This window comes from Micromonospora fulviviridis, assembly GCF_014648395.1.
Classification (GTDB): domain Bacteria; phylum Actinomycetota; class Actinomycetes; order Mycobacteriales; family Micromonosporaceae; genus Micromonospora; species Micromonospora fulviviridis.
Window position 1 is genome coordinate 15,474 of the sequence record NZ_BMRA01000018.1, and the last position, 23,165, is coordinate 38,638.

General features: G+C 74.7%; 25 protein-coding genes. 3 read left to right on the forward strand and 22 right to left on the reverse strand.

All coding sequences use genetic code 11. The features are described from left to right. Position 1: 1 nt before the first annotated feature. From IEY96_RS30820 to IEY96_RS30830, 3 genes are all read right to left on the reverse strand, one after another. Entirely contained in the window at positions 2 to 277 is a 276-nt protein-coding gene (locus IEY96_RS30820; protein ID WP_148426681.1) for a ubiquitin-like small modifier protein 1, read from the reverse strand. Next, the gene (locus tag IEY96_RS30825) at positions 278 to 1,360 is read right to left on the reverse strand and encodes a WD40/YVTN/BNR-like repeat-containing protein (RefSeq protein WP_189198319.1); all 1,083 of its coding nucleotides are present in this window, start codon (positions 1,358 to 1,360) and stop codon (positions 278 to 280) included. An 80-nt stretch (positions 1,361 to 1,440) separates the two neighbouring features. Continuing rightward, positions 1,441 to 2,058, reverse strand: coding sequence for a DNA-3-methyladenine glycosylase (locus IEY96_RS30830; protein ID WP_189198320.1), 618 nt, complete (start codon positions 2,056 to 2,058; stop codon positions 1,441 to 1,443). Between the two features lie 92 nt (positions 2,059 to 2,150). Here IEY96_RS30830 and IEY96_RS30835 point away from each other — a divergent pair, with 92 nt between their 5' ends. Together IEY96_RS30835 and IEY96_RS30840 are read left to right on the forward strand one after the other, a co-directional pair. After that, the gene (locus IEY96_RS30835) at positions 2,151 to 2,576 is read left to right on the forward strand and encodes a DNA-binding protein (protein ID WP_189198321.1); all 426 of its coding nucleotides are present in this window, start codon (positions 2,151 to 2,153) and stop codon (positions 2,574 to 2,576) included. A gap of 62 nt (positions 2,577 to 2,638) precedes the next feature. Further along, positions 2,639 to 2,992, forward strand: coding sequence for an MmcQ/YjbR family DNA-binding protein (locus IEY96_RS30840; protein WP_189198322.1), 354 nt, complete (start codon positions 2,639 to 2,641; stop codon positions 2,990 to 2,992). A gap of 40 nt (positions 2,993 to 3,032) precedes the next feature. Here the strand turns inward: IEY96_RS30840 and argH are convergent, their stop codons facing one another. The 8 genes from argH to argC are packed head-to-tail and all read right to left on the reverse strand — an operon-like array spanning position 3,033 to position 11,392. Next, entirely contained in the window at positions 3,033 to 4,496 is a 1,464-nt protein-coding gene (gene argH / locus IEY96_RS30845) for an argininosuccinate lyase (protein WP_189198380.1), read from the reverse strand. 14 nt (positions 4,497 to 4,510) lie between these two features. Next, positions 4,511 to 5,716 (reverse strand): argininosuccinate synthase, encoded by a 1,206-nt coding sequence (locus tag IEY96_RS30850; protein WP_189198323.1) that lies wholly within the window; start codon positions 5,714 to 5,716, stop codon positions 4,511 to 4,513. After that, the gene (locus IEY96_RS30855) at positions 5,713 to 6,228 is read right to left on the reverse strand and encodes an arginine repressor (RefSeq protein ID WP_189198324.1); all 516 of its coding nucleotides are present in this window, start codon (positions 6,226 to 6,228) and stop codon (positions 5,713 to 5,715) included. Before IEY96_RS30855 ends, IEY96_RS30850 begins: the two co-directional genes overlap by 4 nt. Further along, complete coding sequence (argF, locus tag IEY96_RS30860) at positions 6,225 to 7,148, reverse strand: ornithine carbamoyltransferase (protein WP_189198325.1); 924 nt, start codon at positions 7,146 to 7,148, stop codon at positions 6,225 to 6,227. Before argF ends, IEY96_RS30855 begins: the two co-directional genes overlap by 4 nt. Then, positions 7,145 to 8,341 carry an acetylornithine transaminase gene (locus IEY96_RS30865; RefSeq protein WP_189198326.1) on the reverse strand — a complete coding sequence of 399 codons (1,197 nt, stop codon included), beginning with the start codon at positions 8,339 to 8,341 and terminating at the stop codon, positions 7,145 to 7,147. The genes argF and IEY96_RS30865 overlap by 4 nt, the downstream gene beginning before the upstream one ends. Beyond that, positions 8,338 to 9,225, reverse strand: a complete 888-nt coding sequence (argB, locus tag IEY96_RS30870; RefSeq protein WP_189198327.1) for an acetylglutamate kinase — start codon at positions 9,223 to 9,225, stop codon at positions 8,338 to 8,340. Before argB ends, IEY96_RS30865 begins: the two co-directional genes overlap by 4 nt. Further along, complete coding sequence (gene argJ, locus IEY96_RS30875) at positions 9,222 to 10,394, reverse strand: bifunctional glutamate N-acetyltransferase/amino-acid acetyltransferase ArgJ (RefSeq protein ID WP_189198328.1); 1,173 nt, start codon at positions 10,392 to 10,394, stop codon at positions 9,222 to 9,224. The genes argB and argJ overlap by 4 nt, the downstream gene beginning before the upstream one ends. After that, positions 10,391 to 11,392 (reverse strand): N-acetyl-gamma-glutamyl-phosphate reductase, encoded by a 1,002-nt coding sequence (argC, locus tag IEY96_RS30880; protein ID WP_189198329.1) that lies wholly within the window; start codon positions 11,390 to 11,392, stop codon positions 10,391 to 10,393. The genes argJ and argC overlap by 4 nt, the downstream gene beginning before the upstream one ends. Before the next feature lie 230 nt (positions 11,393 to 11,622). Between argC and IEY96_RS30885 the strand changes: the two genes are divergently transcribed. Further along, complete coding sequence (locus tag IEY96_RS30885; RefSeq protein ID WP_229791990.1) at positions 11,623 to 13,338, forward strand: beta-1,3-glucanase family protein; 1,716 nt, start codon at positions 11,623 to 11,625, stop codon at positions 13,336 to 13,338. 50 nt (positions 13,339 to 13,388) lie between these two features. Here the strand turns inward: IEY96_RS30885 and pheT are convergent, their stop codons facing one another. The 11 genes from pheT to IEY96_RS30940 all read right to left on the reverse strand — a co-directional run bounded on the left by pheT (position 13,389) and on the right by IEY96_RS30940 (position 23,164). Beyond that, on the reverse strand, positions 13,389 to 15,938 hold the full coding sequence (gene pheT, locus IEY96_RS30890; protein WP_189198331.1) for a phenylalanine--tRNA ligase subunit beta: 2,550 nt from the start codon (positions 15,936 to 15,938) through the stop codon (positions 13,389 to 13,391). Positions 15,939 to 15,978: 40 nt separating this feature from the next. Next, on the reverse strand, positions 15,979 to 17,052 hold the full coding sequence (gene pheS / locus IEY96_RS30895) for a phenylalanine--tRNA ligase subunit alpha (RefSeq protein WP_189198332.1): 1,074 nt from the start codon (positions 17,050 to 17,052) through the stop codon (positions 15,979 to 15,981). A gap of 171 nt (positions 17,053 to 17,223) precedes the next feature. Then, the gene (locus tag IEY96_RS30900) at positions 17,224 to 18,108 is read right to left on the reverse strand and encodes a TrmH family RNA methyltransferase (RefSeq protein WP_189198333.1); all 885 of its coding nucleotides are present in this window, start codon (positions 18,106 to 18,108) and stop codon (positions 17,224 to 17,226) included. Between the two features lie 32 nt (positions 18,109 to 18,140). Beyond that, complete coding sequence (rplT, locus tag IEY96_RS30905) at positions 18,141 to 18,533, reverse strand: 50S ribosomal protein L20 (RefSeq protein WP_030335718.1); 393 nt, start codon at positions 18,531 to 18,533, stop codon at positions 18,141 to 18,143. A gap of 32 nt (positions 18,534 to 18,565) precedes the next feature. Next, a complete protein-coding gene (gene rpmI, locus IEY96_RS30910; protein WP_189198334.1) occupies positions 18,566 to 18,760 on the reverse strand; it encodes a 50S ribosomal protein L35 in 195 nt (64 codons plus the stop codon). A gap of 19 nt (positions 18,761 to 18,779) precedes the next feature. Then, the gene (gene infC, locus IEY96_RS30915) at positions 18,780 to 19,430 is read right to left on the reverse strand and encodes a translation initiation factor IF-3 (RefSeq protein ID WP_189198335.1); all 651 of its coding nucleotides are present in this window, start codon (positions 19,428 to 19,430) and stop codon (positions 18,780 to 18,782) included. Positions 19,431 to 19,761: 331 nt separating this feature from the next. After that, positions 19,762 to 20,220, reverse strand: a complete 459-nt coding sequence (locus IEY96_RS30920; protein WP_189198336.1) for a PH domain-containing protein — start codon at positions 20,218 to 20,220, stop codon at positions 19,762 to 19,764. Between the two features lie 89 nt (positions 20,221 to 20,309). Then, positions 20,310 to 21,272 carry a DMT family transporter gene (locus tag IEY96_RS30925; RefSeq protein WP_189198337.1) on the reverse strand — a complete coding sequence of 321 codons (963 nt, stop codon included), beginning with the start codon at positions 21,270 to 21,272 and terminating at the stop codon, positions 20,310 to 20,312. Next, a complete protein-coding gene (gene hisG / locus IEY96_RS30930; RefSeq protein WP_189198338.1) occupies positions 21,269 to 22,114 on the reverse strand; it encodes an ATP phosphoribosyltransferase in 846 nt (281 codons plus the stop codon). The genes IEY96_RS30925 and hisG overlap by 4 nt, the downstream gene beginning before the upstream one ends. A gap of 44 nt (positions 22,115 to 22,158) precedes the next feature. Beyond that, entirely contained in the window at positions 22,159 to 22,422 is a 264-nt protein-coding gene (locus tag IEY96_RS30935; protein ID WP_189198339.1) for a phosphoribosyl-ATP diphosphatase, read from the reverse strand. A gap of 67 nt (positions 22,423 to 22,489) precedes the next feature. Continuing rightward, a complete protein-coding gene (locus IEY96_RS30940; protein WP_189198340.1) occupies positions 22,490 to 23,164 on the reverse strand; it encodes a response regulator in 675 nt (224 codons plus the stop codon). Between the last annotated feature and the right edge of the window lies 1 nt (position 23,165).

Genomic DNA, 23,165 nt, shown 5'->3' on the forward strand with positions numbered 1-23,165 from the left:
GTCAGCCGCCGGCCACCGAGGGCAGCACCTGGATCTCGGCGTTGTCGGGGACCGGGGTGTCGAGGCCGCCGGCGTGGCGGCAGTCCTCGCCGTCGACGTAGACGTTGACGTAGCGGCGCAGCTCGCCGCGCTCGTCGCGGATCCGGCGCGCCAGCCGGGGCCAGGTGGCGGCCAACTCGTCCAGGACCGCGCCCAGGGTGCCGGCGGCGGCCACGGTCAGCCGGCTCTCGCCGCCCGCCTCGGGCCGGAGCGGGCCGGGCAGCAGCACGGTGACCACTCAGACCTCCGCGGCCCGGACGCACAGCACGTCGGGCAGGTGCGCGGCGACCCGCGACCAGGAGTCGCCCTCGTCGGCGCTGGCGTAGACCTCGCCGGAGCGGGTGCCGAAGTAGACCCCGGCCGGGTCGTGGTCGTCGGCGCACATGGCGTCGCGCAGCACCGAGGGATAGAACGGCCCGTCGGGCAGGCCGGCGGTGAGCGGCTGCCAGCTCTCGCCGGCGTCGGCCGAGCGGTAGACCCGGCAGCGCCGGTCGGTCGGGAACCGCTCGCCGTCCGCGGTGAGCGGGAAGGCGTAGACGGTGCCGGGGCGGGACGGGTGGGCGACGATCGGGAAGCCGAAGTCGCTGGGCAGGCCGGCGGCGATCGACGTCCAGCTGCGGCCGTCGTCGTCCGAGCGGTAGACCCCGTGGTGGTTCTGCGCGTACAGGCGCTCGGGGTCGCCGGCGTCCCGGGCGATCTTGTGGACGCACTGGCCGAACTCGGGCCACTCGTCGGGCAGGAAGTACGCCCGGATGCCGGTGTTGCCCGGCGCCCAACTCGCCCCCGCGTCCTCGGTGCGGTAGACCCCGCCGGTGGACATCGCCACCGCCATCCGGGCCGGGTCGCCCGGGTGCGGGAGCACACTGTGGACGGCCTGGCCGCCGAAGCCGGCGGCCCACTGCTCGCGGTGGGGGTGGTCCCAGAGCGCCCGGACCAGGCTGAAGCTGCGCCCGCCGTCGTCGGAGCGGAACAGCGCGGACGGTTCGCTGCCCGCCCAGACCACGTCGGGCTGGTCCGGGCCGGCCGGGGTGAGCTGCCAGACCCGGCCCAGGCTGGCCCCGGTGTCGGCCGGGAACGCCACGGGCGCCTGGTCGGGCTCCCGCCACGAGCCGCCCAGGTCGTCGCTGGTGGCCACGCTGGGGCCGAAGTGCGAGCTGGTCATGCCGGCGAGCAGCCGGGGCCGGCCGGGGCGCTTGTCGACGGCGACCGCGTAGACCCCGGTCATCGGGAAGTGCGGGCCGCTCACCGTCCAGTCCCGCCGGTCGGGGCTGGTGGCCAGGAAGAGCCCCTTGCCGGTGCCGATCGCGAGCAGGGTCGTCATGGCGTCCTCCATCGTCGCGGGTGCCGTGATTATCGCCACACCCACCGACAGGATTCACACCCGGCGCGCCGAGCGCCCGATCAGCGGCGGGCCCGGGGGACGTGCCGGCGGTACGCGCTCACCGTCGGGTCGCCCGCGAGCCAGAAGCGCCACGGCACGTCGTAGGCGCCGGTGACGCCCACCCGGGGCCCGGCGGTGACCGCCGCCTCCGGCACCGGGGCGAGCGGGGGCCGCAGCCGCACCGGGCCGTCGCCGAGCAGGTCGGCGCCGTAGACGGACCGGTCGATGCCGAGCGCCGCGCAGAGCCGGGCGGGCCCGCGCGCGAGATCCACGTCCCGGCGTACGGCCGGTCGGCGCTCCCGGGCGACGTCGAGGCCGTCGACCACCTCGCCGGCACGCAGCAGCACCGCCGAGGCTTCGCCGTCCGGCCCGGTCACCACGTTCACGCACCAGTGCATGCCGTAGGTGAAGTAGACGTAGGCGTGCCCGGCCGGGCCGAACATCACCGCGTTGCGCGGGGTCCGCCCCCGGTGGGCGTGCGAGGCGGGATCGCCGGCGGTGCCGGCGTACGCCTCGACCTCGGTGATCCGGACCGTGACCCCGTGCCCGCTGAGCCGGCAGCCGAGCAGCCCCCGGGCGGCGGGAACCACCGGGCCGGCGAGCAGGTCCGAGAGAGCGGTGAGGTCGGTGGCGGTCACCGGAGAACCCTAACCGGACCCATGACGGTGAGCACGAATTGCTTTCAACGGGGTGTTGACAAAATGTCGTTCAAGGGTGTGGGATGGACGACATGGTCACGCTGGATAACGACCCGTTCACCGCTCCGGATGCTGCCCAGGCGCGGGCTCACCGCAACTACGCGGCGCTGCTGCGGATCGCCGAGCGGCACGCCGGCACCGATGCCCGCCGACGGCGTTACGCACACCCCGACGTCCCCGACGCCTACGAGGCGGCGACGCTGGTGATGGCGCTGGCCGGCGGGGCGGAGCTGGCGGAGGGCGAGGAGGCGGTCGACCAGGCCGACCTGATGGCCGCGCTGACCCTGATCCCGCACGTCCGCGCCGAGGTCGACGCGCTGGAGGCCGGGCTGCTGCAGGTGGCCCGCGGCCGGGGGCTGACCTGGCAGGCGATCGCCTTCGGGCTGGGGCTGGGCAGCGCCCAGGCGGCCCGGCAGCGCTACGAGCGGCTCACCGTGCGCACCGGCACCGGCGACTGATCACCGCCGGACTGTCACAGCGGCGGGCGAGACTGTCCCGGACGAGGGCACGGGAGGACGCGATGACGCGCGAGGAGATGCTGGCCTACTGCCTGGCCAAGCCGGGCGCCTGGCTGGACCGGCCCTGGGAGGGCGACGAGGTGGTCAAGGTGGGCAGCCGGATCTTCGCCTTCCTGGGCTCCCCGGAGGGCGAGGCCCGGGTGGGGGTCAAGTGCGGCCCGTCCCGGGAGGTGGCCGACGAGTGGCTGCACCGGTTCCCCGACGACGCCCGCTCCTCCCCCTACATCGGCCGCTCCGGCTGGAACACGCTGCGGCTCGCCGGCGCCATCCCGGACGACGAGCTGATCGAGGCCGTCGACGGGTCGTACGACGCGGTGGTGGCGAAGCTGCCCAGGCGCGAGCGGCCGACGGCCTGACCCCGCGCGGCGGCCGGAGCCACCGCGCGGGGCGTCGGACTCAGCGGGGCACGACCCGCTCGGCGGTCCAGTCCCGCCAGCCGGCCAGCTTGTCCGCGGCGGCCGCGAGCTGGTCGGCCACCGGCCCGGGGCCGGTGGAGCCGGGGGTGGTGCGGGCGGCCAGGGCGGAGCGCACCGAGAGCACGTCCCGCACCGAAGGGTCGAGGTGCTCGCTGACCGCGGCCAGGTCCTCGTCGGAGACCTCGTCGAGCGCGCAGTCGCGGGCCACGCAGAGCGCCACCAGCCGGCCGGTGATCTCGTGCGCGTCGCGGAACGGCACGTTCCGGCGGACCAGCCAGTCGGCGACCTCGGTGGCCAGCGAGAAGCCGACCGGCGCGGCGGCCACCAGCCGGTCGACCCGGACCGTCATGGTGGAAATCATTCCCGCGAGGGCGGGCAGCAGCAGTTCCAGGGTGTCGACCGCGTCGAAGGCCGGTTCCTTGTCCTCCTGCATGTCCCGGTCGTAGGTCATCGGCAGGCCCTTGAGCATGGTGAGCACGTTCATGAGGCCGCCGACCAGGCGGCCGGACTTGCCCCGGGCCAGCTCGGCGATGTCCGCGTTCTTCTTCTGCGGCATGATCGACGACCCGGTGGCGAACGCGTCGTCCAGCTCGACCCAGCCGAACTCGTGCGACGTCCAGAGCACCACCTCCTCGCCGAGGCGGGACAGGTGCACGCCGATCATCGCGGTGACGAAGAGGAACTCGGCGACGAAGTCCCGGTCGGCGACCGCGTCCATCGAGTTGGCGAAGGACGTGCGGAAGCCCAGCTCCTTGGCGACCGCCACCGGGTCCAGCGGCAACCCGGACCCGGCGAGCGCGCCCGCGCCGAGCGGGCTGACGGCACACCGGTGGTCCCAGTCGCGCAGCCGCTCCAGGTCCCGCAGCAGCGGCTGCACGTGGGCGAGCAGCCAGTGCCCGAAGGTGACCGGCTGGGCGTGCTGGAGGTGGGTCATGCCGGGCGCGGCCGTGTCCACGTGCCGCTCGGCCTGCTCGACCAGGGCCTCGGCCAGCTCGACCAGCCGGGCGGCCACGCCGCGGGCGTGGTCGCGCAGGTAGAGCCGCAGGTCGGTGGCGACCTGGTCGTTACGGGAACGGCCGGCCCGCAGCTTGCCGCCGAGGCTGCCCAACCGCTCCAGCAGGCCGCGCTCCAGGGCCGTGTGCACGTCCTCGTCGTCGACCGTGGGGCGGAACGCCCCGGAGGCACAGGCGGCCTCCAGGTCGTCAAGCGCGGCCAGGATCCGCCCCAGCTCCTCCGGGTCGAGCAGGCCGGCGCCGGCCAGCACCCGGGCGTGCGCCCGGGAGCCGGCGATGTCGTACGGGGCGAGGCGCCAGTCGAACTGGACGCTCACCGACAGCCGCGCGAGCGCCTCGGCGGGGCCGCCGGCGAACCGGCCTCCCCAGAGGCTCGTCCGGTTGGCGGGGGCGCTGTTCTCGGTCAGGCTCTTGTCGTCCACCCCACCCATTGTGGTGCCCACGATCAGGCGCCACCCAGCCGGGCGTCCCGCTCGGCGGCCATCTTGCTGGGCAGGCCCCAGAGCTGCACGAAGCCCTTGGCGAGGGACTGGTCGAAGGTGTCGCCGGTGTCGTAGGTGGCCATGCCGAAGTCGTAGAGGCTGGCCTCCGAGCGCCGGCCGGTGACGGTGGCCCGGCCGCCGTGCAGGGTGAGCCGCACCTCGCCGGAGACGTGCTGCTGGGCGTCGTCGATGAACGCGTCGAGCGCCTGCTTCAGCGGCGAGAACCAGAGGCCGTCGTAGACCAGCTCGCCCCAGCGCTGGTCGACGCCGCGCTTGAACCGGGCCAGGTCCCGCTCGACGGTGACCGCCTCCAGCTCCTGGTGGGCGGCGATCAGCGCGATCGCGCCGGGAGCCTCGTACACCTCGCGGCTCTTGATGCCGACCAGGCGGTCCTCGACCATGTCGAGCCGGCCGACGCCCTGGGCGCCGGCACGCCGGTTCAGCTCCAGGATCGCCTGGTACGGGGTGACGGTCTCGCCGTCGACGGCGACCGGCACGCCGGCGTCGAAGGTGATGACCACCTCGTCGGCGTCGCGCGGCTCGGCGGGGTCGGCCGTGTAGGAGTAGAGGTCCTCGATCGGGCCGTTCCAGATGTCCTCCAGGAAGCCGGTCTCCACCGCGCGTCCCCACAGGTTCTGGTCGATGGAGTACGGCGACTTCGCCGACACGTCGATCGGCAGGCCCTTCTCCTCGGCGAAGGCGATCGCCTTGTCCCGGGTCCAGGCGAAGTCCCGGGCCGGCGCGATGATCTTCAGGTCGGGGGCGAGCGCGGCCAGGCCGACCTCGAAGCGGACCTGGTCGTTGCCCTTGCCGGTGCAGCCGTGCGACACGATGGTGCCGCCGTGCTTGCGGGCCGCGGCGACCAGGTGCTTGACGATCAGCGGCCGGGACAGCGCGGAGACCAGCGGGTAGCGGTCCATGTAGAGGGCGTTGGCCCGCATGGCCGGCAGGCAGTACTCGGCGGCGAACTCGTCGCGCGCGTCGACCACCTCGGACTCGACGGCGCCGCAGTCCAGCGCGCGCTGCCGGATGAGGTTCATGTCCTCGCCGCCCTGGCCGACGTCGACCGCGACCGCGATCACCTCGGCGCCGGTCTGCTCGGCCAGGTAGGGAATGGCGACGGAGGTGTCGAGACCCCCGGAGTACGCCAGGACGACCCGCTCAGTCATGGTGTGGTGCTCCCTTCAACGTTCTCTTCCCGGCGGGCCCACGCGGCGAGCTTGTCGCCCAACGCGGCGCCGCCGACGGCCTCGCGGGCCACGACGAGGATGGTGTCGTCGCCGGCGATGGTGCCGACGATCTCGGACAGGCCCGCTCGGTCCAACGCGCTGGCCAGGTAGTGCGCTGCGCCCGGCGGGGTACGCAGCACGGCGATGTTGCCGCTGGAATCGACCCCGTTGAGCAGCTCGCGCAGCAGCCGGACGAGGCGGGCCGGCGCGGCCTCGGCCTCCCGCAGCGGCCGGTGGCCGTCCTCCGGGATCAGGTAGACGCCCCGCCCGTCGCCGCCGCGCGCGGTGACCGCCCCGAGCTCCTTGAGGTCCCGGGAGAGGGTGGCCTGGGTGACCTGGATGCCGTCACCGGCGAGCAGGTCGGCCAGCTCGGTCTGCGAGTGGATGGCCTTGTCGCGGATCAGCTCGACGATGCGGGCGTGCCGCGCGGTGCGGGTCAGCGGGGCGGTCATGATGCCTCCAGGAGAAACGTGAGCAGCGCCTTCTGGGCGTGCAGGCGATTCTCCGCCTGGTCGAAGACGGCGCTGTGCGGCCCGTCGAGCACCTCGTCGGTGATCTCCTCGCCCCGGTGGGCGGGCAGGCAGTGCAGCACGATCACCTCGGCCGCGGCGTGGCCGAGCAGCGCGTCGTTGACCTGGTACGGCAGGAACGGGGTGACCCGGTCCTGGCCGTCGGACTCCTGGCCCATCGAGGTCCAGGTGTCGGTGGCGACCACGTCGGCGGCGCGGACCGCCTCGACCGGGTCGGTGAGCACCCGGACCGAACCGCCGGTGCCGGCGGCGATCTTCTCGGCCCGGGCGACGATCTCGGGGTCCGGCTGGAATCCGGCCGGGCCGGCGATCCGCACGTGCATCCCGGCCGTCGCCCCGGCCAGCAGGTACGAGTGCGCCATGTTGTTCGCCGCGTCCCCGACGTAGGCCAGGGTGCGCCCGGCGGTGCCGCCGCAGCGCTCGCGGACGGTGAGCAGGTCGGCGAGGAGCTGGCAGGGGTGGTAGGTGTCGGTGAGCGCGTTGACCACCGGCACGGTCGCGTGCGTGGCGACCTCGGCGATCCGGTCGTCGCCGTGCGTACGCAGCACGATCGCGGCGACGTAGCGGGACAGCACCCGGCCCGCGTCGGCCAGCGACTCGCCCCGGCCGAAGTGGGTGACCTGGGTGTCCACCACGAGCGGGTGCCCGCCCAGCTCGGCGATGCCGGCGTCGAAGGAGATCCGGGTGCGCAGGCTCTGCTTGTCGAAGAGCACCGCCACCGACCTCGGCCCGGCGAGCGGCGTGTGGGCGAACCGGTCGGCCTTCATCCGGGCCGCCAGGTCGAGCACGGTGGCCTGCTCGGCGGGCGAGAGGTCGTCGTCGCGGAGGAAGTGGCGGATCATGCGGGGACCTCCGTGGCGGTGGGGGCGGGCGCCGCGGCGTCCAGGGCGGCGGGCAGCGCGGCGAGGAAGGCGTCGGCCTGCTCGGCGGTGAGGATCAGCGGCGGGGCGAGCCGGACCACGCCCGGCTGCACCGGGTTGACCAGGAACCCGGCCTCCCGCAGCGCGCCGGTCAACGCGCCGGAGACCGGCGCGTCGAGCACGATGCCGAGCAGCAGGCCGGCGCCGCGGACCTCGGCGACGAGCGGGTGCCCGAGCCCCTCGACGCCGCGCCGCAGCCGCTCCCCGATCCGCTTGACGTGGTCGAGCAGCCCCTCGTTGGCAATGGTGGCGACCACGGCGAGCGCCGCGGCGCAGCTGACCGGGTTTCCCCCGAACGTGGTGCCGTGCGAGCCGGGCGTGAGCAGGTCGGCGGCCCGCCCGAAGGCCAGGCAGGCACCGAGCGGCAGCCCGCCGCCGAGCCCCTTGGCCAGGGTCACGACGTCCGGCTCGACGCCCTCGGCCTGGTGGGCGAACCAGTGCCCGGTCCGGCCGACGCCGGTCTGCACCTCGTCGAGCACCAGCAGCGCGCCGTGCGCGGCGGTGATCCGGCGGGCCTCGGCCAGGTAGCCGGAGGGCGGGACGACGACGCCGTTCTCCCCCTGGATCGGCTCGACGATCACCATGGCGGTGGCGTCGGTGACCGCCTCGGCCAGGGCGGCGGCGTCGCCGTACGGCACGTGGGTGACCTCGCCGGGCAGCGGGCGGAACGGGTCGGCCTTGGCGGGCTGGCCGGTCAGCGCCAGGGCGCCCATGGTGCGGCCGTGGAAACCGCCGTGGGTGGCCACCACGTGGGTGCGCCCGGTGAGCCGGGAGAGCTTGAACGCCGCCTCGTTGGCCTCGGCGCCCGAGTTGGCGAAGAACACCCGGCCGGGGCGGCCGGCCAGGGCCAGCAGCAGCTCGGCCAGCGCCACCGGCGGCTCCGCGACGAACAGGTTCGACACGTGCCCGAGGGTGGCGACCTGCCGGGACACGGCGGCCACCACGGCCGGGTGGGCGTGGCCGAGTGCGTTGACCGCGATGCCGCCGAGCAGGTCGACGTACTCCCGGCCGGTCTCGTCGACCACGACGGCGCCGGAGCCGGAGACGAGCGCCAGCGGCGGCGTGCCGTAGTTGTCCATCATGGCCGCGCCCCACCGTTCGACGAGCGTGCTCATGAGTCGACCACCATCGTGCCGAATCCTTCCGAGGTGAACACTTCGAGGAGCGTGGAGTGGGCGACCCGGCCGTCGACGACGTGCGCGGCGGGCACTCCCCCGCGCACCGCCCGCAGGCAGGCCTCCATCTTCGGGACCATCCCGGATTCCAGGGCCGGCAGCAGCTTCGCCAGGTCGTCGGCGGTGATCTCGCTGACCAGGCTGGCCGTGTCGGGCCAGTCGGCGTAGAGGCCGGGCACGTCGGTGAGGACGACCAGCTTGCGGGCGTCCAGGGCGATGGCGAGCGCGGCGGCGGCCGTGTCGGCGTTGAGGTTGTGCAGCACCCCGTCGACGTCCGGCGCGACCGTGGAGATGACCGGGATCCGGCCGGCCGCGATGAGGTCGGCCACCGCGGAGACGTCCACCGACTCCACGTCGCCGACCTGCCCGACGTCGACCGGCTCCCCGTCCACGTACGCGGGGCGGCGCACCGCGGTGAACAGGCCGGCGTCCTCGCCGGAGAGACCGACGGCGAACGGGCCGTGCGCGTTGATCAGCCCGACCAGCTCGCGGCCGACCTGCCCCACGAGCACCATCCGGACCACGTCCATGGCCTCGGGGGTGGTGACCCGCAGGCCGCCCTTGAACTCGCTGGCGATGCCGAGCCGGCCGAGCATGGCGGAGATCTGCGGCCCGCCGCCGTGCACGACGACCGGCTTGAGGCCGGCGTAGCGGAGGAAGACCATGTCCGCGGCGAACGCCCGCTGGAGTTCGGGGTCGACCATGGCGTTGCCGCCGTACTTGACCACGACGGTGGCGCCCGAGAAGCGGGCCAGCCAGGGCAGGGCCTCGATCAGCGTCTCGGCCTTGGCCTGGGCCCGGGTGAGGTCGGCGGAGAGGCTCATGTGGAGTACGCCGAGTTCTCGTGCACGTACGCGTGCGACAGGTCGTTGGTCCAGATCGTCGCCGCGGCCTCGCCGGCGTGCAGGTCGATCCGGATGGTGACGTCCCGGCCGGTGAGGTCCACCTTGGCCCGGTCCTCGGCGGCGGCGCCGCTCCGGCACACCCAGATCCCGTTGACCGCGACGTCCACGCCGTCCGGCTCGAACGCGGCGGCGGTGGTGCCCACGGCGGCGAGGATGCGCCCCCAGTTCGGGTCGTTGCCGAACAGCGCGGTCTTGACCAGGTTGTTCCGGGCCACCGAGCGGCCCACCTCGACCGCGTCGTCCTCGTCGGCCGCGCCGACCACGTCGATGGCGATCTGCTTGGTGGCGCCCTCGGCGTCGGCGACCAGCTGCTGGGCCAGGTCGTGGCAGGCGGCGGTCACCGCGGCGGTCAGCTCCGCGACGGTGGGCTCGATGCCGGAGGCGCCGCTGGCCAGCAGCAGCACCGTGTCGTTGGTGGACATGCACCCGTCGGAGTCGACCCGGTCGAAGGTGACCCGGGTGGCGGCGCGCAGCGCGGCGTCCAGGGTCTCCGGCCCGGCCACCGCGTCGGTGGTGAGCACGCAGAGCATGGTGGCCATGGCCGGGGCGAGCATCCCGGCGCCCTTGGCCATGCCGCCGACGGTCCAGCCGCTGCCCCGGGCCACGGTGGTCTTGGGCCGGGTGTCGGTGGTCATGATCGCCTCGGCGGCCGGGTGGCCGCCGTCGCGGGACAGGCCGCGCACCGCGCCGCGGACGCCCGGGAGGAGCTTGTCCATGGGCAGGCGCTCGCCGATCAGGCCGGTGGAGCAGACCGCCACCTCGCCGGCGCCGACCATGAGCCGGGGGCTGCTGGCGGTGAGCGCGGCGGCGGTGTGCTCGGCGGTGGCGTGGGTGTCCTGGAAGCCGGCCGGGCCGGTGCAGGCGTTGGCGCCGCCGGAGTTGAGCACCACGGCGCGGACCACGCCGCCCCGGACGACCTGCTGGGTCCAGAGCACCGGGGCGGCCTTGACCCGGTTGGCGGTGAAGACGGCGGCGACTCCGGCGTCGGGGCCGTCGTTGACGACCAGGGCGACGTCGCCGGCGCCGCTGGCCTTGAGGCCGGCGGCCACGCCGGCGGCGCGGAAGCCCCGGGGGGTGGTGACTGTCATGGGGCTACTCCCAACACGGAGAGTCCGGTGGTCTCGGGGAGGTCGAACATCAGGTTGGCGTTCTGCACGGCCTGGCCGGCGGCGCCCTTGCCGAGGTTGTCCACGGCGCTGACCACGATCACCCGGCCGGAGTCGACGTCGACCGTGGCCTGGAGGTGGCAGGAGTTGCCGCCCCCGGTGGCGGCGGTGTGCGGCCAGGCCCCCTCGGGCAGCAGGTGCACGAAGGGCTCGTCGGCGTACGCCGCGGCCAGCACCTCGCGCGGGTCGGCGTCGCCCGTGGGGACGGCCGTGACGGTGGCCAGGATGCCGCGCGGCATGGGCGCCAGGACCGGGGTGAAGGAGAGGCTGGTCGCGCCGGTGGCCTGCTTGATCTCCGGCACGTGCTGGTGGGCGCCGACCTTGTAGGGCGACAGGTCGCCCATCACCTCGCTGCCCAGCAGGTGCGCCTTGGCGGCCCGGCCGGCGCCGGAGGTGCCGGAGGCGGCGACCACCACCACGTCGGTGGGGAACACCGCGCCGGCGGCGATCAGCGGGGCGAGCGCCAGGGTGGTGGCGACCGCGTAGCAGCCGGTGCTCGCGACCCGGTCGGCCGCCGCGATGGCGGCCCGCTGGGCGGGCAGCTCGGGCAGCCCGTAGGTCCAGGCGCCGGCGTGGTCGCCGCCGTAGTAGCGGGCCCAGGCGTCGGCGTCGCGCAGCCGGTGGTCCGCGCCGAGGTCGACCACCTTGACCCCGCCGGGCAGGGCCGCCGCGAGGGCCGCCGACTGGCCGTGCGGCAGGGCCAGGAAGACCAGGTCCGCGTCGGCCAGGGTGGTCGGGTCGGTCGCCCCGAAGACCAGGTCCAGCCCGGTGAGCTGCGGGTGTACGGCGGCGACGGGCCGGCCGGCCGAGGCATGGGCGGTGGCGGCGACCAGGTCGAACTCGGGGTGCCCGGCGAGCAACCGGAGCAGCTCGCCGCCGGCGTACCCGCTCGCGCCGGCGACCGCGACTCGGATGCCCATACTCACCTCCGTATGACTATGCAGAGAAGGCTAGCAGTGATCATGGCCCTCTGCAAGTTCATACGGTGTGGCGCATGAAACTGCACGCATCTCGCATTGCATTGACAGGCGCGCATATAGGACCGATGCTGAGAGAGCGCTCTCCCGGGCCGTCCCGCCCGCGTCCGCGCACTCCACCACGCCCACCACCCCGCGCCCGCCGCAGGCCGCGGCGGGTGGAAGGAGCACCCGTGCCCACCCCCAGGAGACTGCTGCGCGTCCTGCTCGCGCTCGCGCTGGCCACCACCGGCTCGGTGGCCGCCGCCTCGCTGGCCCGCGCCACCGGCCCCGACCTGCTCCCGCTGACCGTCACCAACGCCACCGGCCGCACCGAGGCCACCTGGCTCTACGTGCTCGGCACCGACCTGACCACCGGACGGCTCGGCTACGTCACCGCCGGCGGCGCCTTCACCCCCTGGCCGGCCGGCGGCCTGCCGCCCACCCCCGCCCCGGACGTCGCCGTGCCCGGCCCGGCCAACGGGGCGAGCACCGTGCTGCGGCTGCCCCGCAACCTCTCCGGCCGGGTCTACTTCTCCTTCGGCGCCAAGCTCAAGCTGTTCCTCACCCCGGACGGCCTGGTCCAGCCGGCGCCCTGGGCGGCCGGCGACCCCAACCGGGACCTGCTGTTCGACTGGTCCGAGTTCACCTACAACGACGCCGGGCTCTGGCTCAACAGCTCACAGGTGGACATGTTCGCCGTGCCGCACGCGGTGAGCGTCACCGGCGCCACCGGGACTATCCGGCGGACCGGGCAACCGGTCGACGACGGGCGCAACCGGGTGATCGCCGCGGTCCGCGCCCAGCCGGGCTGGAGCGGCGCCGTGCAGACCCGCGCCGACGGGACCGTGCTGCGGGTGCTCGCCCCCGGCAAGGCCGCCGACGCCGGGCTGTTCAGCCGCACCTACCTCGACCCGTACATCGCCTCGGCCTGGCAGGCGTACGCGACCCGGACGCTGACCGTGGCGCCCTTCACCGACCAGCCGGGCGTGCGCTACTACGGGCGCACCAGCGGCGACCAGATGACCTTCACCGACGGCGCCGGCCGGCAGGTGGCCACGTTCCGCCGGCCGTCCAGCGCCGACGTGTGGGGCTGCGACGGGGCGCTGGCCGCCCCGAACGACCAGGTGGTCGGCCCGATCGCCCGGACCCTCTGCGCCGCCCTGCACCGGTCCACGCTGGGCACCCTCGACCTCCAGCCCTCCGGGGGGCCGGCCGACTTCTACCGGGGCGCGCTGACCAACCACTACTCGCGGATCGTGCACGCCAACATGGCCGACGGCAAGGCGTACGGGTTCGCCTTCGACGACGTGCTGAACCAGGAGTCGCTGGTGCACGACGGCGACCCGCGGGCCGCGGGGATCACGCTCAGCCCCTTCGGCCCCGGCGGCGGCCCCAGCCCCTCGCCCAGCCCGTCCACCACGGCGACTCCGGGCCCGTTCAGCGCGACCCGCTACCTGCGGGCCGGTGGCGCGCTCGACCCCGCCACCGGCACGGCCGGCACGGTGACCCTGGCCGCCGCCGGGGGCAACCACGACGGCACGCCCACCAACCCGCAGGTCTTCACCGCCCGGGGCCTCACCGGCCGGTGGACCGGCGGGGCCACCGCCTTCGACCTGTCCGTCGACGCCGGCACGGCGGTGGGCGACGGGGTCCAGGTGCGGATCTCGTACGACCGGACCGGCGACGGCGGCTGGGACCGGGTGGAGACGTACGCGTACTTCGCCACCGACCCGATCCCGGGCTGGGAGCACTACCGGCAGACCCAGGGGCTGCGCTCGGCCACCGGCGCCCTCGGCGACCTAACCGGCGGGACGGTACGCGTCGAGGTGTGGAACGCCATCGGCGGCACCCCGACCACGCTGGGCGTCGGCGACTCCTCCCGGATCACGCTGCCCTACACGGGCTGAGCACGCGGACGGGCCCCACCCGTGGTGGGTGGGGCCCGTCCGGTCCGCCGTCAGGCGCCGCGCAGGGTGGCGCCGAAGCGGCGGGCGGCCTCGGCCACCGCCGCGTCCCGGGCGGCCACCGCCTCCTCGCCCGCGAGGGTCCGGTCCGGGGCCCGGAACGTCAGCTTGTACGCCAGCGACCGGCGGCCCGCGCCGAGCTGCTCGGAGGCGTACACGTCGAAGAGCCGGACGTCCTCCAGCAGCGGGCCGGCCCCCTCGACGAGGGCCCGCTCCACCTCGGCGGCCGGGACCGACTCGTCCACCACGAGCGCCACGTCGATGAGGGCGGGCGGGAAGGTGGAGACGGCCGGGCCGGCCACCACCGGCGCGGCGGGCAGCGCGTCCAGGTTCAGCTCCATGGCGCTGGTGCGCCGGGGCAGCTCCAGCGTGGCCACGACGGTCGGGTGCAGCTCACCGGCGTACCCGACCACCGTGTCGTCCACCAGCAGCTCGGCGCAGCGGCCGGGGTGCCAGGGGGCGCGCTCCGCGGCCCGGACGGTGACCCGGTCGGCCGGGATGCCGGCGGCAGCGAGCACCGTCCGGCCGGCCTCCACGGCGTCCGCCCAGCCGGCCGCGCGGCCCGCGCCCCACCAGCCGGCCGGGTCCATCTCGCCGGTGAGCGCCACGGCGACGTGCCGCGGCTGCTCCGGCACCACGGCGTCGGCGCGGGCGAACTCCTCGTCGGTCGGTCGCCGGTCCACGCCCATGGCCGGCGGCGCGCCGGCGCCCGGACGCGGGTGGAACACCGTGCCGATCTCGTAGATCGCCACGTCCCGCTGGCCCCGGCCGACGTTGCGCTTGAGGATGCCGAGCAGCGGGCCGAGCAGCGTGGTGCGCAGCAGCGGCTCCTCCTCGGACAGCGGGTTGGCCACCCGCACCGCCGGGCGGCGCGGGTCGTCGGCCGGCAGGCCGAGCTGGTCGGCCAGCTCCGCGGCCACGAACGGGTGCGCCAGGACCTCGACGTACCCGCGCTCGGCGAGCGACCGGGCGACCGCCCGGCGGCGCTGCTGCGGTGCGGTGAGGCCGCGGCCGGGGGGCGCCGTGGGCAGCACCGACGGCACGCGGTCGTAGCCGTCGAGGCGGACCACCTCCTCGACCAGGTCGGCCGGGTCGGTGAGGTCGGGCCGCCAGCTCGGCGGGGTCACGCTCAGCACGGCACCGTCGCCAGCGGCGGCGACGCCGGTCTCGCCCGGGTCCTCGGCGAGCCGGTCGGCGCCCCGCGTGACCGTGCAGCCGACCTGCTCCAGCAGCTCCACCACCCGCTCCGCCGGGTACGCCACGCCGACCCGGCGCGACGGCAGGTCCGCCGGCAGGGTCACCGGCGTACGCGGCCGCACGTGGTCGAGGTCGAGCACCTCGGCGCCGGCCGTGCCACCGGCGTGCTCGGTGAGCAGCCGGACCGCCTTCTCCAGCGCGACCAGCGGCAGCGCCGGGTCGACGCCCCGCTCCCAGCGCTTGGCCGCCTCGCTGAACAGCTTGTGCCGCCGGGCGGTGCGGCCGACCATGGCCGGGTCCCAGTGCGCCGCCTCGAAGAGCACGTCCGTGGTGGAGGCGACGACCTCGCTGGTCTCGCCGCCCATCACCGCGGCGAGCGAGATCGGCCCGGTGTCGTCGCAGATCACCATGTCCTCGGCGACCAGCGTGCGGGTGACGCCGTCCAGGGTGGTCAGCTTCTCCCCCGCCTCGGCCCGGCGGACCACCAGCGGCCCGCTGATCCGGTCGGCGTCGAAGGCGTGCATCGGCTGGCCGAGTTCGAGCATCAGGTAGTTGGTGATGTCGACCGGCAACGAGATGCTGCGGACACCGGCCACGGTGAGCCGCCGGGCCATCCAGCCGGGGGTCTGGGCGGTCGGGTCGACGCCGCGGACCATCCGCGCGGCGAACCGGTCGCAGCCCACGGTGTCGCGCACCTCGACCGGGTACGCCGGCTCGGCGGTCGCGCCCGGGGCCGGCAGGTCGGCCGGGTCGCGGAACGGCACACCGAGGGCGTGCGACAGCTCGCGGGCGAGGCCCCGGACGCTGAGCGCGTACCCGCGGTCCGGGGTGATCTCCAGCTCGACCACGACGTCGTCGAGGCCGACCACCGGGCGGGCGTCGTCGCCGGGCTTGGCCGGGGAGTCCTCGGGCAGCACGATGATGCCCGAGTGGTCGTCGCCCAGGCCCAGCTCCTTGGCGGAGCAGATCATGCCGTTCGAGTTGCGCCCGTACGTCTTGCGCGCGCCGATGTGGAAGTCGCCGGGCAGCACGCCGCCGGGGAGGATCACCACGACGCGGTCGCCCTGGGCGAAGTTGCGCGCCCCGCAGACGATCTCCTGCGGCTCGCCGGTGCCGTTCGCGGCGCCGACGTCCACCCGGCAGAACCGGATCGGCTTCTTGAAGCCGGTCAGCTCCTCGATCTCCAGCACCTCACCGACCACCAGCGGGCCGGTGACGGTCTCCCGCAGGTCCACCACGGAGTCGACCTCGATGCCGAGGTCGACCAGCGCCTGCTCCAGGTCGCCGGTGGGCAGGTCGGCCGGGAGGTCGACGTGCTCCCGCAGCCAACTGACAGAAACTCGCATGACTGTTAAACCACCGTCTCCGTAACTCGTGCCCGCACCGTCAGACCCCGAACGCGCGGGTGAACCGCACGTCGCCCTCGGCCATGTCCCGCATGTCGCTGACCCCGTGCCGGAACATCACGGTCCGGTCGATGCCCATGCCGAAGGCGAATCCGGAGTAGACCTCCGGGTCGATGCCGCAGGCGCGCAGCACCCGCGGGTTCACCATGCCGCAGCCGCCCCACTCGACCCACTGCGGACCGTCCCGGTGCTCCGGGAACCAGACGTCGAACTCGGCGGACGGCTCGGTGAACGGGAAGTAGTGCGGCCGGAACCGGGTCTTCGCGCCCTCGCCGAACATGGCCCGGGCGAAGTGGTCGAGCGTGCCGCGCAGGTGCGCCATGGTGATGCCCTTGTCGACCACGAGGCCCTCGACCTGGTGGAAGACCGGGGCGTGGGTGGCGTCCAACTCGTCGGTGCGGTAGACCCGGCCGGGCACCACCACGTAGATCGGCGGCTTGCGGGTCAGCATGGTTCGCGCCTGCACCGGCGAGGTGTGGGTGCGCAGAACGAGGCCCGAGCTGTCCGCGCCGGCCGGGGGTGCGATGTGGAAGGTGTCCATGAGGCCGCGCGCCGGGTGGTCGGCGGGGATGTTCAGCGCGTCGAAGTTGGTCCACTCAAGTTCGACCTCGGGGCCCTCGGCCACCTCGTAGCCCATCCCGATGAACAGGTCGCTGATCTGCTCCATCAGGGTGCTCAGCGGGTGGCGGGCACCGCGCGGCCGCCGGTCGTAGGGCAGGGTCACGTCGACCCGCTCCTCGACCAGCACCCGCTCGGCCTGCTCGCGCTCCAGGATCTCCTGCCGGGCCGCGTACGCGCTCTCGATGGCGCGGCGGGCCTCGTTGACCCGCTTGCCGGCGTCGGACTTGGCGGCCGGCGGCAGCGCGCCGATCTCCCGGCGGGCGAGCGACACCGGGGACCGGTCCCCGAGGTGCGCGGGGCGCAGCGCGGTCAGCGCGTCCGGGTCGGCGGCGGCGGCGAACGCCTTCTCGGCGTCGGCCACGGCCGCGGCCAGGGCGTCCGGGTCGAGCAGGGCGACCTGCTTCGGGTCGTACGGATCGTTGCGGTAGCTCATGGCGTACGGGCACTCCCTCACGGCGGCGCCGGCCCTCACAGGCGGCTAGGCGAGTCTACGGACGCGCGGCTTCGCCGCAGCCCGCCGGTGGGAGATCGCGCAGGAGGAAGGGTCAGGCCCGCCGCCCGCCGACACCGGCGGGCTGGCTAAACGAACGCCGTGGCGCGTTCATCATCCGGCTGACTCCCCTGCTGTGTGGCCGCGCGGACCCGCGGGTCGGCGCAGTGCTCTCGCTGAAGCGTACAGGCAGACGGCCGCGGCCGCAGCCAGGTTCAGGCTCTCGGCGCGCCCGTGCAGCGGCACCCGGACCTGGGCGTCGGCCGCGGCGGTCAACTCCTCGGGCAGCCCGTGCGCCTCGGAACCGAAGAGCCAGGCGGTCGGTGCGGCGAGCCGGCCGGCGTCGGCGAGGTCGTCGAGGTCGCTGTCGCCGTACCCCGTCGTGGCCAGGACGGTGAGCCCGGCGGCCCGCAGCGCGGCGACCACGGCGACCGGCTCGGCGGCGCGGACCACGTCGACGTGGAACAGGCTGCCGGCGGAGGCCCGCACGCACTTGCCGTTGTAGGGGTCGACGGCGTCGCCCGCGAAGATCACCGCGCCGGCGCCGGCCGCGTCGGCGGTGCGCAGCACGGTCCCGGCGTTGCCCGGGTCGCGGATCTCGGCGAGCACCGCGACCAGGCGCGGCCCGCGTGCCAGGGCGGCGTCCAGGGGTACGTCGAGATGCCGGCAGACGGCGACCAGGCCCTGCGGGGCGACGGTCTCGGCGAGCGCGGCGAGGGCCTCGTCGGTGACCTCGGAGACCGGCACGTCGGCGCGGGCCGCCAGCGCGGCGAGGTCGGCGTACCGGTCCAGCGCGGCCGGGGTGCCGAACAGTTCGACCACTGTGCCGGCGCGGGCGAGCGCCTCGCGGACGGCCTGCGGCCCCTCGGCCAGGAACCGGCCGGTGGCCTCCCGGTCCCGCCGGCGCTGGAGCCGGCGGGCGGCGACCACCCGCGGGGTACGCGGGGTGAACGGGCCGGGAACAGCGTCGAGGCGCCTCCCGTGCGGTGCTGACGGCATGGGAGACGCCTCGATCTGCTGGTACGGGTGGATCAGGCGGCCTGGGCCGCGGCGCCACCGGTGCCCTCGGCCGCCACGGCGGCGCGGGCCAGCTCGACGATCGCGGCGAACGCCGCGGCGTCGTTGACGGCGAGGTCGGCCAGGATCTTGCGGTCGACCTCGATGCCGGCCAGGCGCAGGCCCTGGATTAGCCGGTTGTAGGTCATCCCGTTGGCCCGGGCGCCGGCGTTGATCCGCTGGATCCAGAGCTGCCGGAAGTCGCCCTTGCGGTCGCGGCGGTCCCGGTAGGCGTACTGCATCGAGTGCAGCACCTGCTCCTTGGCCTTGCGGTAGAGCCGGGAGCGCTGACCGCGGTAGCCGCTCGCGGTCTCCAGCAGGGTACGACGCTTCTTCTGGGCGTTCACAGCCCGCTTGACGCGTGCCATCTCAACTCCTTCTTCGGTTCAGGTGGCGCGCGTCAGCGGCCGAGCAGCTTCTTGATGCGCTTGGTTTCGGCCTTGGCCAGCTCGACCGTGCCGGTCAGCCGCCGGGTCCGGGTGGAGGACTTCAGCTCCAGGTGGTGGCGGAGGCCGGCCTGCTGGGCGACGATCTTGCCCTTGCCGGTCACCTTGACCCGCTTGCCCATACCCGTGTGGCTCTTCATCTTCGGCATGTGGAACGTCTCTCCCCTGTTACTGACCGCTGGTGTCAGCGATCGTGCCGGTCTCGCCGGCTGCTGCGGTCTCGCCGGCCGCCGGGGTCTCGCCACCTGCCGGGGCGGCGGACTCCTCCGCGGCCCGGTCCCGGGGCCCGCCGCGGGACGCCGTGGCGGCGACCGCGGAGGCCTTCACGGCCCGGTGCGGAGCGAGAACCATGATCATGTTGCGGCCGTCCTGCTTCGGAGCGGCCTCGACGTATCCCAGGTCCGTGATCTCGGACTCGAGCCGACGCAGGAGCCGGTAACCCAGCTCCGGGCGGCTCTGCTCGCGACCGCGGAACATGATCGTCACCTTGACCTTGTCGCCCGCCTTGAGGAACCGCACCACGTGACCCTTCTTGGTCTCGTAGTCGTGCGGGTCGATCTTCGGCCGGAGCTTCATCTCCTTGATGACGGTCTGCTGCTGGTTACGCCGCGCTTCGCGCGCCTTGAGTGCGCTCTCGTACTTGAACTTGCCGAAGTCCATGAGCTTGCACACCGGCGGGCGCGCCATCGGCGCAACCTCGACCAGGTCCAGGTCGACGTCCGCGGCCAGCTGCAGGGCGCGCTCCAGCGGGACGATGCCCACCTGCTCACCCTCAGGGCCGACCAGTCGGACCTCACGTGCCCGGATCTGCTCGTTCACGCGTGGTTCGACGCTGATGGGGCCTCCTCGAGTCGAGTCTTCTACGATGCCGACTCCGCGGGCTCCCGGACGGGAGCCGACCCGGAAAGCAGAAGGCCCCGGCGCATGCCAGGGCCCACTCGACCGGTCGGCACGATCACATGATCGCGCATCCGGGACCGGGACGTGCCCGGAACCGGGAGACCGGGACCCGGCCACCTACGGGGGCGACTCGGGTGGGAGCAGGCGCTCCGCTTCAGGACCGCCCAAAGGGCGGTCTGGTCGACTCCGCAACACTACACCCTCGCCCCAGCCCTCCCCAAACCGGGCCGGCCGGGACGCGGCGGGGCGGTCAGCGCGGGGTGGCCGGGTCGGCCAGGGCGGCCAGGTGGGCCTGGTGCAGGCGGCGCAGGGCGCGGACCGCCTCGACGGCACGCTCCTTGTCGGCGGCCTGGAGGGCGACCATCGGCAGCAGGTCGTCGTCGTGCAGCTCCAGGCTGGCCCACGGGGCGCCGCGGTCGAACCGGACCCCGCGGATCACCTCCCAGGGCAGCTCGTACGAGCTGATCACGTTGCGGACCCGGACACCCCGGGCGTCGGCCACCACCCGGGGACGGGTGAAGAGCAGGAAGCCGAGGGCACCGAAGACGCCCAGCCCCACCATGGCGAGCTGGTCGCCCCGCTGGAACGAGCCGTAGCCGTCGCCCGTCGCACCGGTCAGGGAGGTGGCCACCAGGCTGAACACCACCAGCAGCGTGACAGCCGACGCCCAGCAGACCACCCGGACGCGCCGCGGCCGCACGGTCACCACAGAATCGCCTCGAACCGCCGCCTCGCTTCGCTCCGCGCCGGCGCGAGGCGCCGCGCTGCTGAGCCTGCTGGTTCGCTCGCTCCGCTCGCTCACGGGACCAGTCTGCCATCCGGCTCGGGCTCACGTTCCGCCGCCACGCGCTGCGGGGCGCGCCGCCGCAGGCCCGCCACCAGCACCGCCACCCCGGTGAGGGCCGCCCCGGCCAGCACCGGCAGCCGGACCCCGGCGCCGCCGGGGAGCGCCACGTCCAGCAGCAGGGCCCCACCGAGCTGCCCGGCCACCAGCGCCAGGCCGGTGCGCAGCACCCCGGCGGCGCGGACGCCCACCAGCAGGGCGAGCACGATGCCGACGCCGAACAGGCCGCCGACGTAGAGCCACCACTGGGTGGGCCAGCTCGGATGGCGGGCCAGCGCGCCGGCCAGCGCCGCCACGGCGGCGATCACCGAGGTGCTGACCGCGAAGTTCACCGCCAGCCCGGCGGCCGGGCCGACGGCCGCGGCGACCCGCCCGTTGAGCGCGGACTGCAACGCCACCGCCAGGCCGCCGGCGACCGAGAGCAGCACCAGCCCGACCGCCAGGTCGCCGACCGGCCGGCCGAGCTGGGCCAGGGTCACCGCGGCGATCCCGAGCAGCGCCCCGGCGACCCGGGGTCCGGTGAGCGGCAGCCGGCCCGTCGCGGCCAGCCCGGCCCGGTCGACGGCCAGGCCGCCGATACTGCCCCCGGCCACCTGGGCGATCGTGAAGATCGCCACCCCGAGCGCCGGCACGACGAACGGCCCGATCACCACGATCGCCGCCCCGCCCAGCCCGCCCAGGAAGGCCCACCAGGGCAGGCCGGAGCGGCGCAACCCGGCCAGCCCGGCGCGCATCGAGGGGACGGCGACCAGCCCCAGCAGCACGATCAGGGAGCCGCCGAGGTTGTTGACCACCGCGCCGATGAGCGGGTCGCCGGCCCGCTCACCCAGCTCGGCGTTGACCACGCCCTGCGCGGCCGAGGCCACCCCGCCGAGGACGACCACGGCCAGGGCGGCCGGAACCGGCAGCGGCCTCACAACCGGCAGGCGTGGATGTTGGTGACCAGGATGGCCCGGGCGCCCAGCTCGTACAGCTCGTCCATGATCCGGTGCACGTCGTCGCGCAGCACCATGGCCTGCACGGCCACCCAGCCCTCCCGGTGCAGCGGGGAGACCGTCGGCGACTCGATGCCCGGGGTGAGCGAGCTGGCCCGGTCCAGCAGGCCGGCCGGCACGTCGTAGGCGAGCATCACGTAGCGGCGGGCCACCAGCACGCCGTGCAGCCGGCGCAGCAGCTGCTCCTGCTGGGCGCTGCCGGGGGCGCCGGCCCGGCGGACCAGCACCGCCGAGGAGCGCAGCAGCGGCTCGCCGAACACCACGAGGCCGGCCTGGCGCAGGGTGGCGCCGGTCTCCACCACGTCGGCGACCACGTCGGCCACGCCGAGCCGGATGGCGTTCTCCACCGCGCCGTCCAGCCGGATCACCTCGGCCTTGACGCCCAGGTCGGCCAGGTGCCGCTCGACCAGCCCCGGGTACGCGGTGGCGATCCGCCGCCCGCCGAGCTGCTGGACCGAGTCCACGTCGTCGGGGCGGGCCGCGAACCGGAAGGTGGCCCGGCCGAAGGTGAGGTCGACGATCTCCTCGGCCGGCGCGCCGGAGTCGACCAGCAGGTCCCGCCCGGTGATGCCGACGTCCAGGTCGCCGGAGCCGACGTAGGTGGCGATGTCCTTGGGACGCAGGTAGAAGAACTCGATGTCGTTGGGCTCGTCCCGGCAGACCAGGTCCTTCGGGTCGGTGCGCTGGCGGTAGCCCGCCTCGCGCAGCATCCCGGCGGCCGACTCGGCCAGGGCGCCCTTGTTGGGTACGGCGACACGCAGCATGGGAGTGCTCCTTCGATCGATCAACTGATCAGCGGACGGGGCACTCAGAGATGTCGGTAGACGTCCTTCAGGTCGAGACCGGTGGCCAGCATCAGCACCTGGGCCTGGTAGAGCAGCTGGGAGATCTCCTCCGCGGCCCGCTCCGGGCCCTCGTGCTCGGCGGCCATCCACGACTCGGCCGCCTCCTCGACGACCTTCTTGCCGATGAAGTGCACGCCCTTCTCCAGAGCGGCGACCGTGCCCGAGCCCGGGGTGCCGGCGGCGGCCTTGGCCTGCAGCTCGGCGAACAACTCCTCGAACGTCTTCACGGAAGGCGATTCTTCCAGCCGCCCCGGGTGACCATGCGCGCCGGGTCCGGCCGGTTCCGGATGGCGGTCAGGTCGCGGTCGCCGGCCGGCCCGGCAGTTGTCCCAGGCCGGCGGCCCGGGCGCGGGCCACGGCCTCGCCCCGGTCGGCCGCGTGCAGCTTGCCGAGGATGGTCGACACGGTGTTGCGGACGGTCTTCGGGGCGACGGAGAGCCGGCGGGCGATCGCCTGGTTGCCGAGCCCGTGCGCCACCAGGTCGAGGATCTCCATCTCCCGCGGCGTGAGTTCCGGGAACGGCCGGGTCGACGGCGACCGGGGGCCCTCGGCGAAGAAGCGCAGCACCCGCTGGGCGATCTCGGTGCCGAAGACCGCCTCGCCGGCCGCCACGGCGGCCACCGCCCGCGTCACGTCGTCCCGGGCGGCGCCCTTGAGCAGATAGCCGGCGGCGCCGGCGCGGATGGCGGCATACACCGACTCGTCGTCGGCGTGCATGGTCAGCACGAGCACCGCGGCGTCGCCCCGGGCGGTGATCCGCCGGGTGGCCTCGACGCCGCCGATGCCCGGCATGGCGAGATCCATCAGCACGACGTCGGGGCGCAACTCCCCGACCGCGCGCAGGGCCGCCTCGCCGTCGGCCGCGGTGCCGACGACGTCGATCCCGGGCAGCCCGCCCAGCGCCGTCAACAGCCCGTCCAGGAAGATCGGGTGGTCGTCCACCAGGAGCACCCGTACCGGGTCCGGCATC

Coding starts and splice junctions, on each gene's coding strand:
- argC (WP_189198329.1), bottom strand. CDS start 11,392: ATGGGCATCCGAGTCGCGGTCGCCGGCGCGAGCGGGTACGCCGGCGGC.
- IEY96_RS30850 (WP_189198323.1), bottom strand. CDS start 5,716: ATGACTGAGCGGGTCGTCCTGGCGTACTCCGGGGGTCTCGACACCTCC.
- pheS (WP_189198332.1), bottom strand. CDS start 17,052: ATGAGCTACCGCAACGATCCGTACGACCCGAAGCAGGTCGCCCTGCTC.
- IEY96_RS30835 (WP_189198321.1), top strand. CDS start 2,151: ATGGTCACGCTGGATAACGACCCGTTCACCGCTCCGGATGCTGCCCAG.
- argF (WP_189198325.1), bottom strand. CDS start 7,148: ATGATCCGCCACTTCCTCCGCGACGACGACCTCTCGCCCGCCGAGCAG.
- IEY96_RS30865 (WP_189198326.1), bottom strand. CDS start 8,341: ATGAGCACGCTCGTCGAACGGTGGGGCGCGGCCATGATGGACAACTAC.
- IEY96_RS30900 (WP_189198333.1), bottom strand. CDS start 18,108: ATGCCGTCAGCACCGCACGGGAGGCGCCTCGACGCTGTTCCCGGCCCG.
- IEY96_RS30825 (WP_189198319.1), bottom strand. CDS start 1,360: ATGACGACCCTGCTCGCGATCGGCACCGGCAAGGGGCTCTTCCTGGCC.
- argJ (WP_189198328.1), bottom strand. CDS start 10,394: ATGACAGTCACCACCCCCCGGGGCTTCCGCGCCGCCGGCGTGGCCGCC.
- IEY96_RS30855 (WP_189198324.1), bottom strand. CDS start 6,228: ATGACCGCCCCGCTGACCCGCACCGCGCGGCACGCCCGCATCGTCGAG.
- rpmI (WP_189198334.1), bottom strand. CDS start 18,760: ATGCCGAAGATGAAGAGCCACACGGGTATGGGCAAGCGGGTCAAGGTG.
- hisG (WP_189198338.1), bottom strand. CDS start 22,114: ATGCTGCGTGTCGCCGTACCCAACAAGGGCGCCCTGGCCGAGTCGGCC.
- IEY96_RS30940 (WP_189198340.1), bottom strand. CDS start 23,164: ATGCCGGACCCGGTACGGGTGCTCCTGGTGGACGACCACCCGATCTTC.
- rplT (WP_030335718.1), bottom strand. CDS start 18,533: ATGGCACGCGTCAAGCGGGCTGTGAACGCCCAGAAGAAGCGTCGTACC.
- argB (WP_189198327.1), bottom strand. CDS start 9,225: ATGAGCCTCTCCGCCGACCTCACCCGGGCCCAGGCCAAGGCCGAGACG.
- IEY96_RS30840 (WP_189198322.1), top strand. CDS start 2,639: ATGACGCGCGAGGAGATGCTGGCCTACTGCCTGGCCAAGCCGGGCGCC.
- argH (WP_189198380.1), bottom strand. CDS start 4,496: ATGGGTGGGGTGGACGACAAGAGCCTGACCGAGAACAGCGCCCCCGCC.
- pheT (WP_189198331.1), bottom strand. CDS start 15,938: ATGCGAGTTTCTGTCAGTTGGCTGCGGGAGCACGTCGACCTCCCGGCC.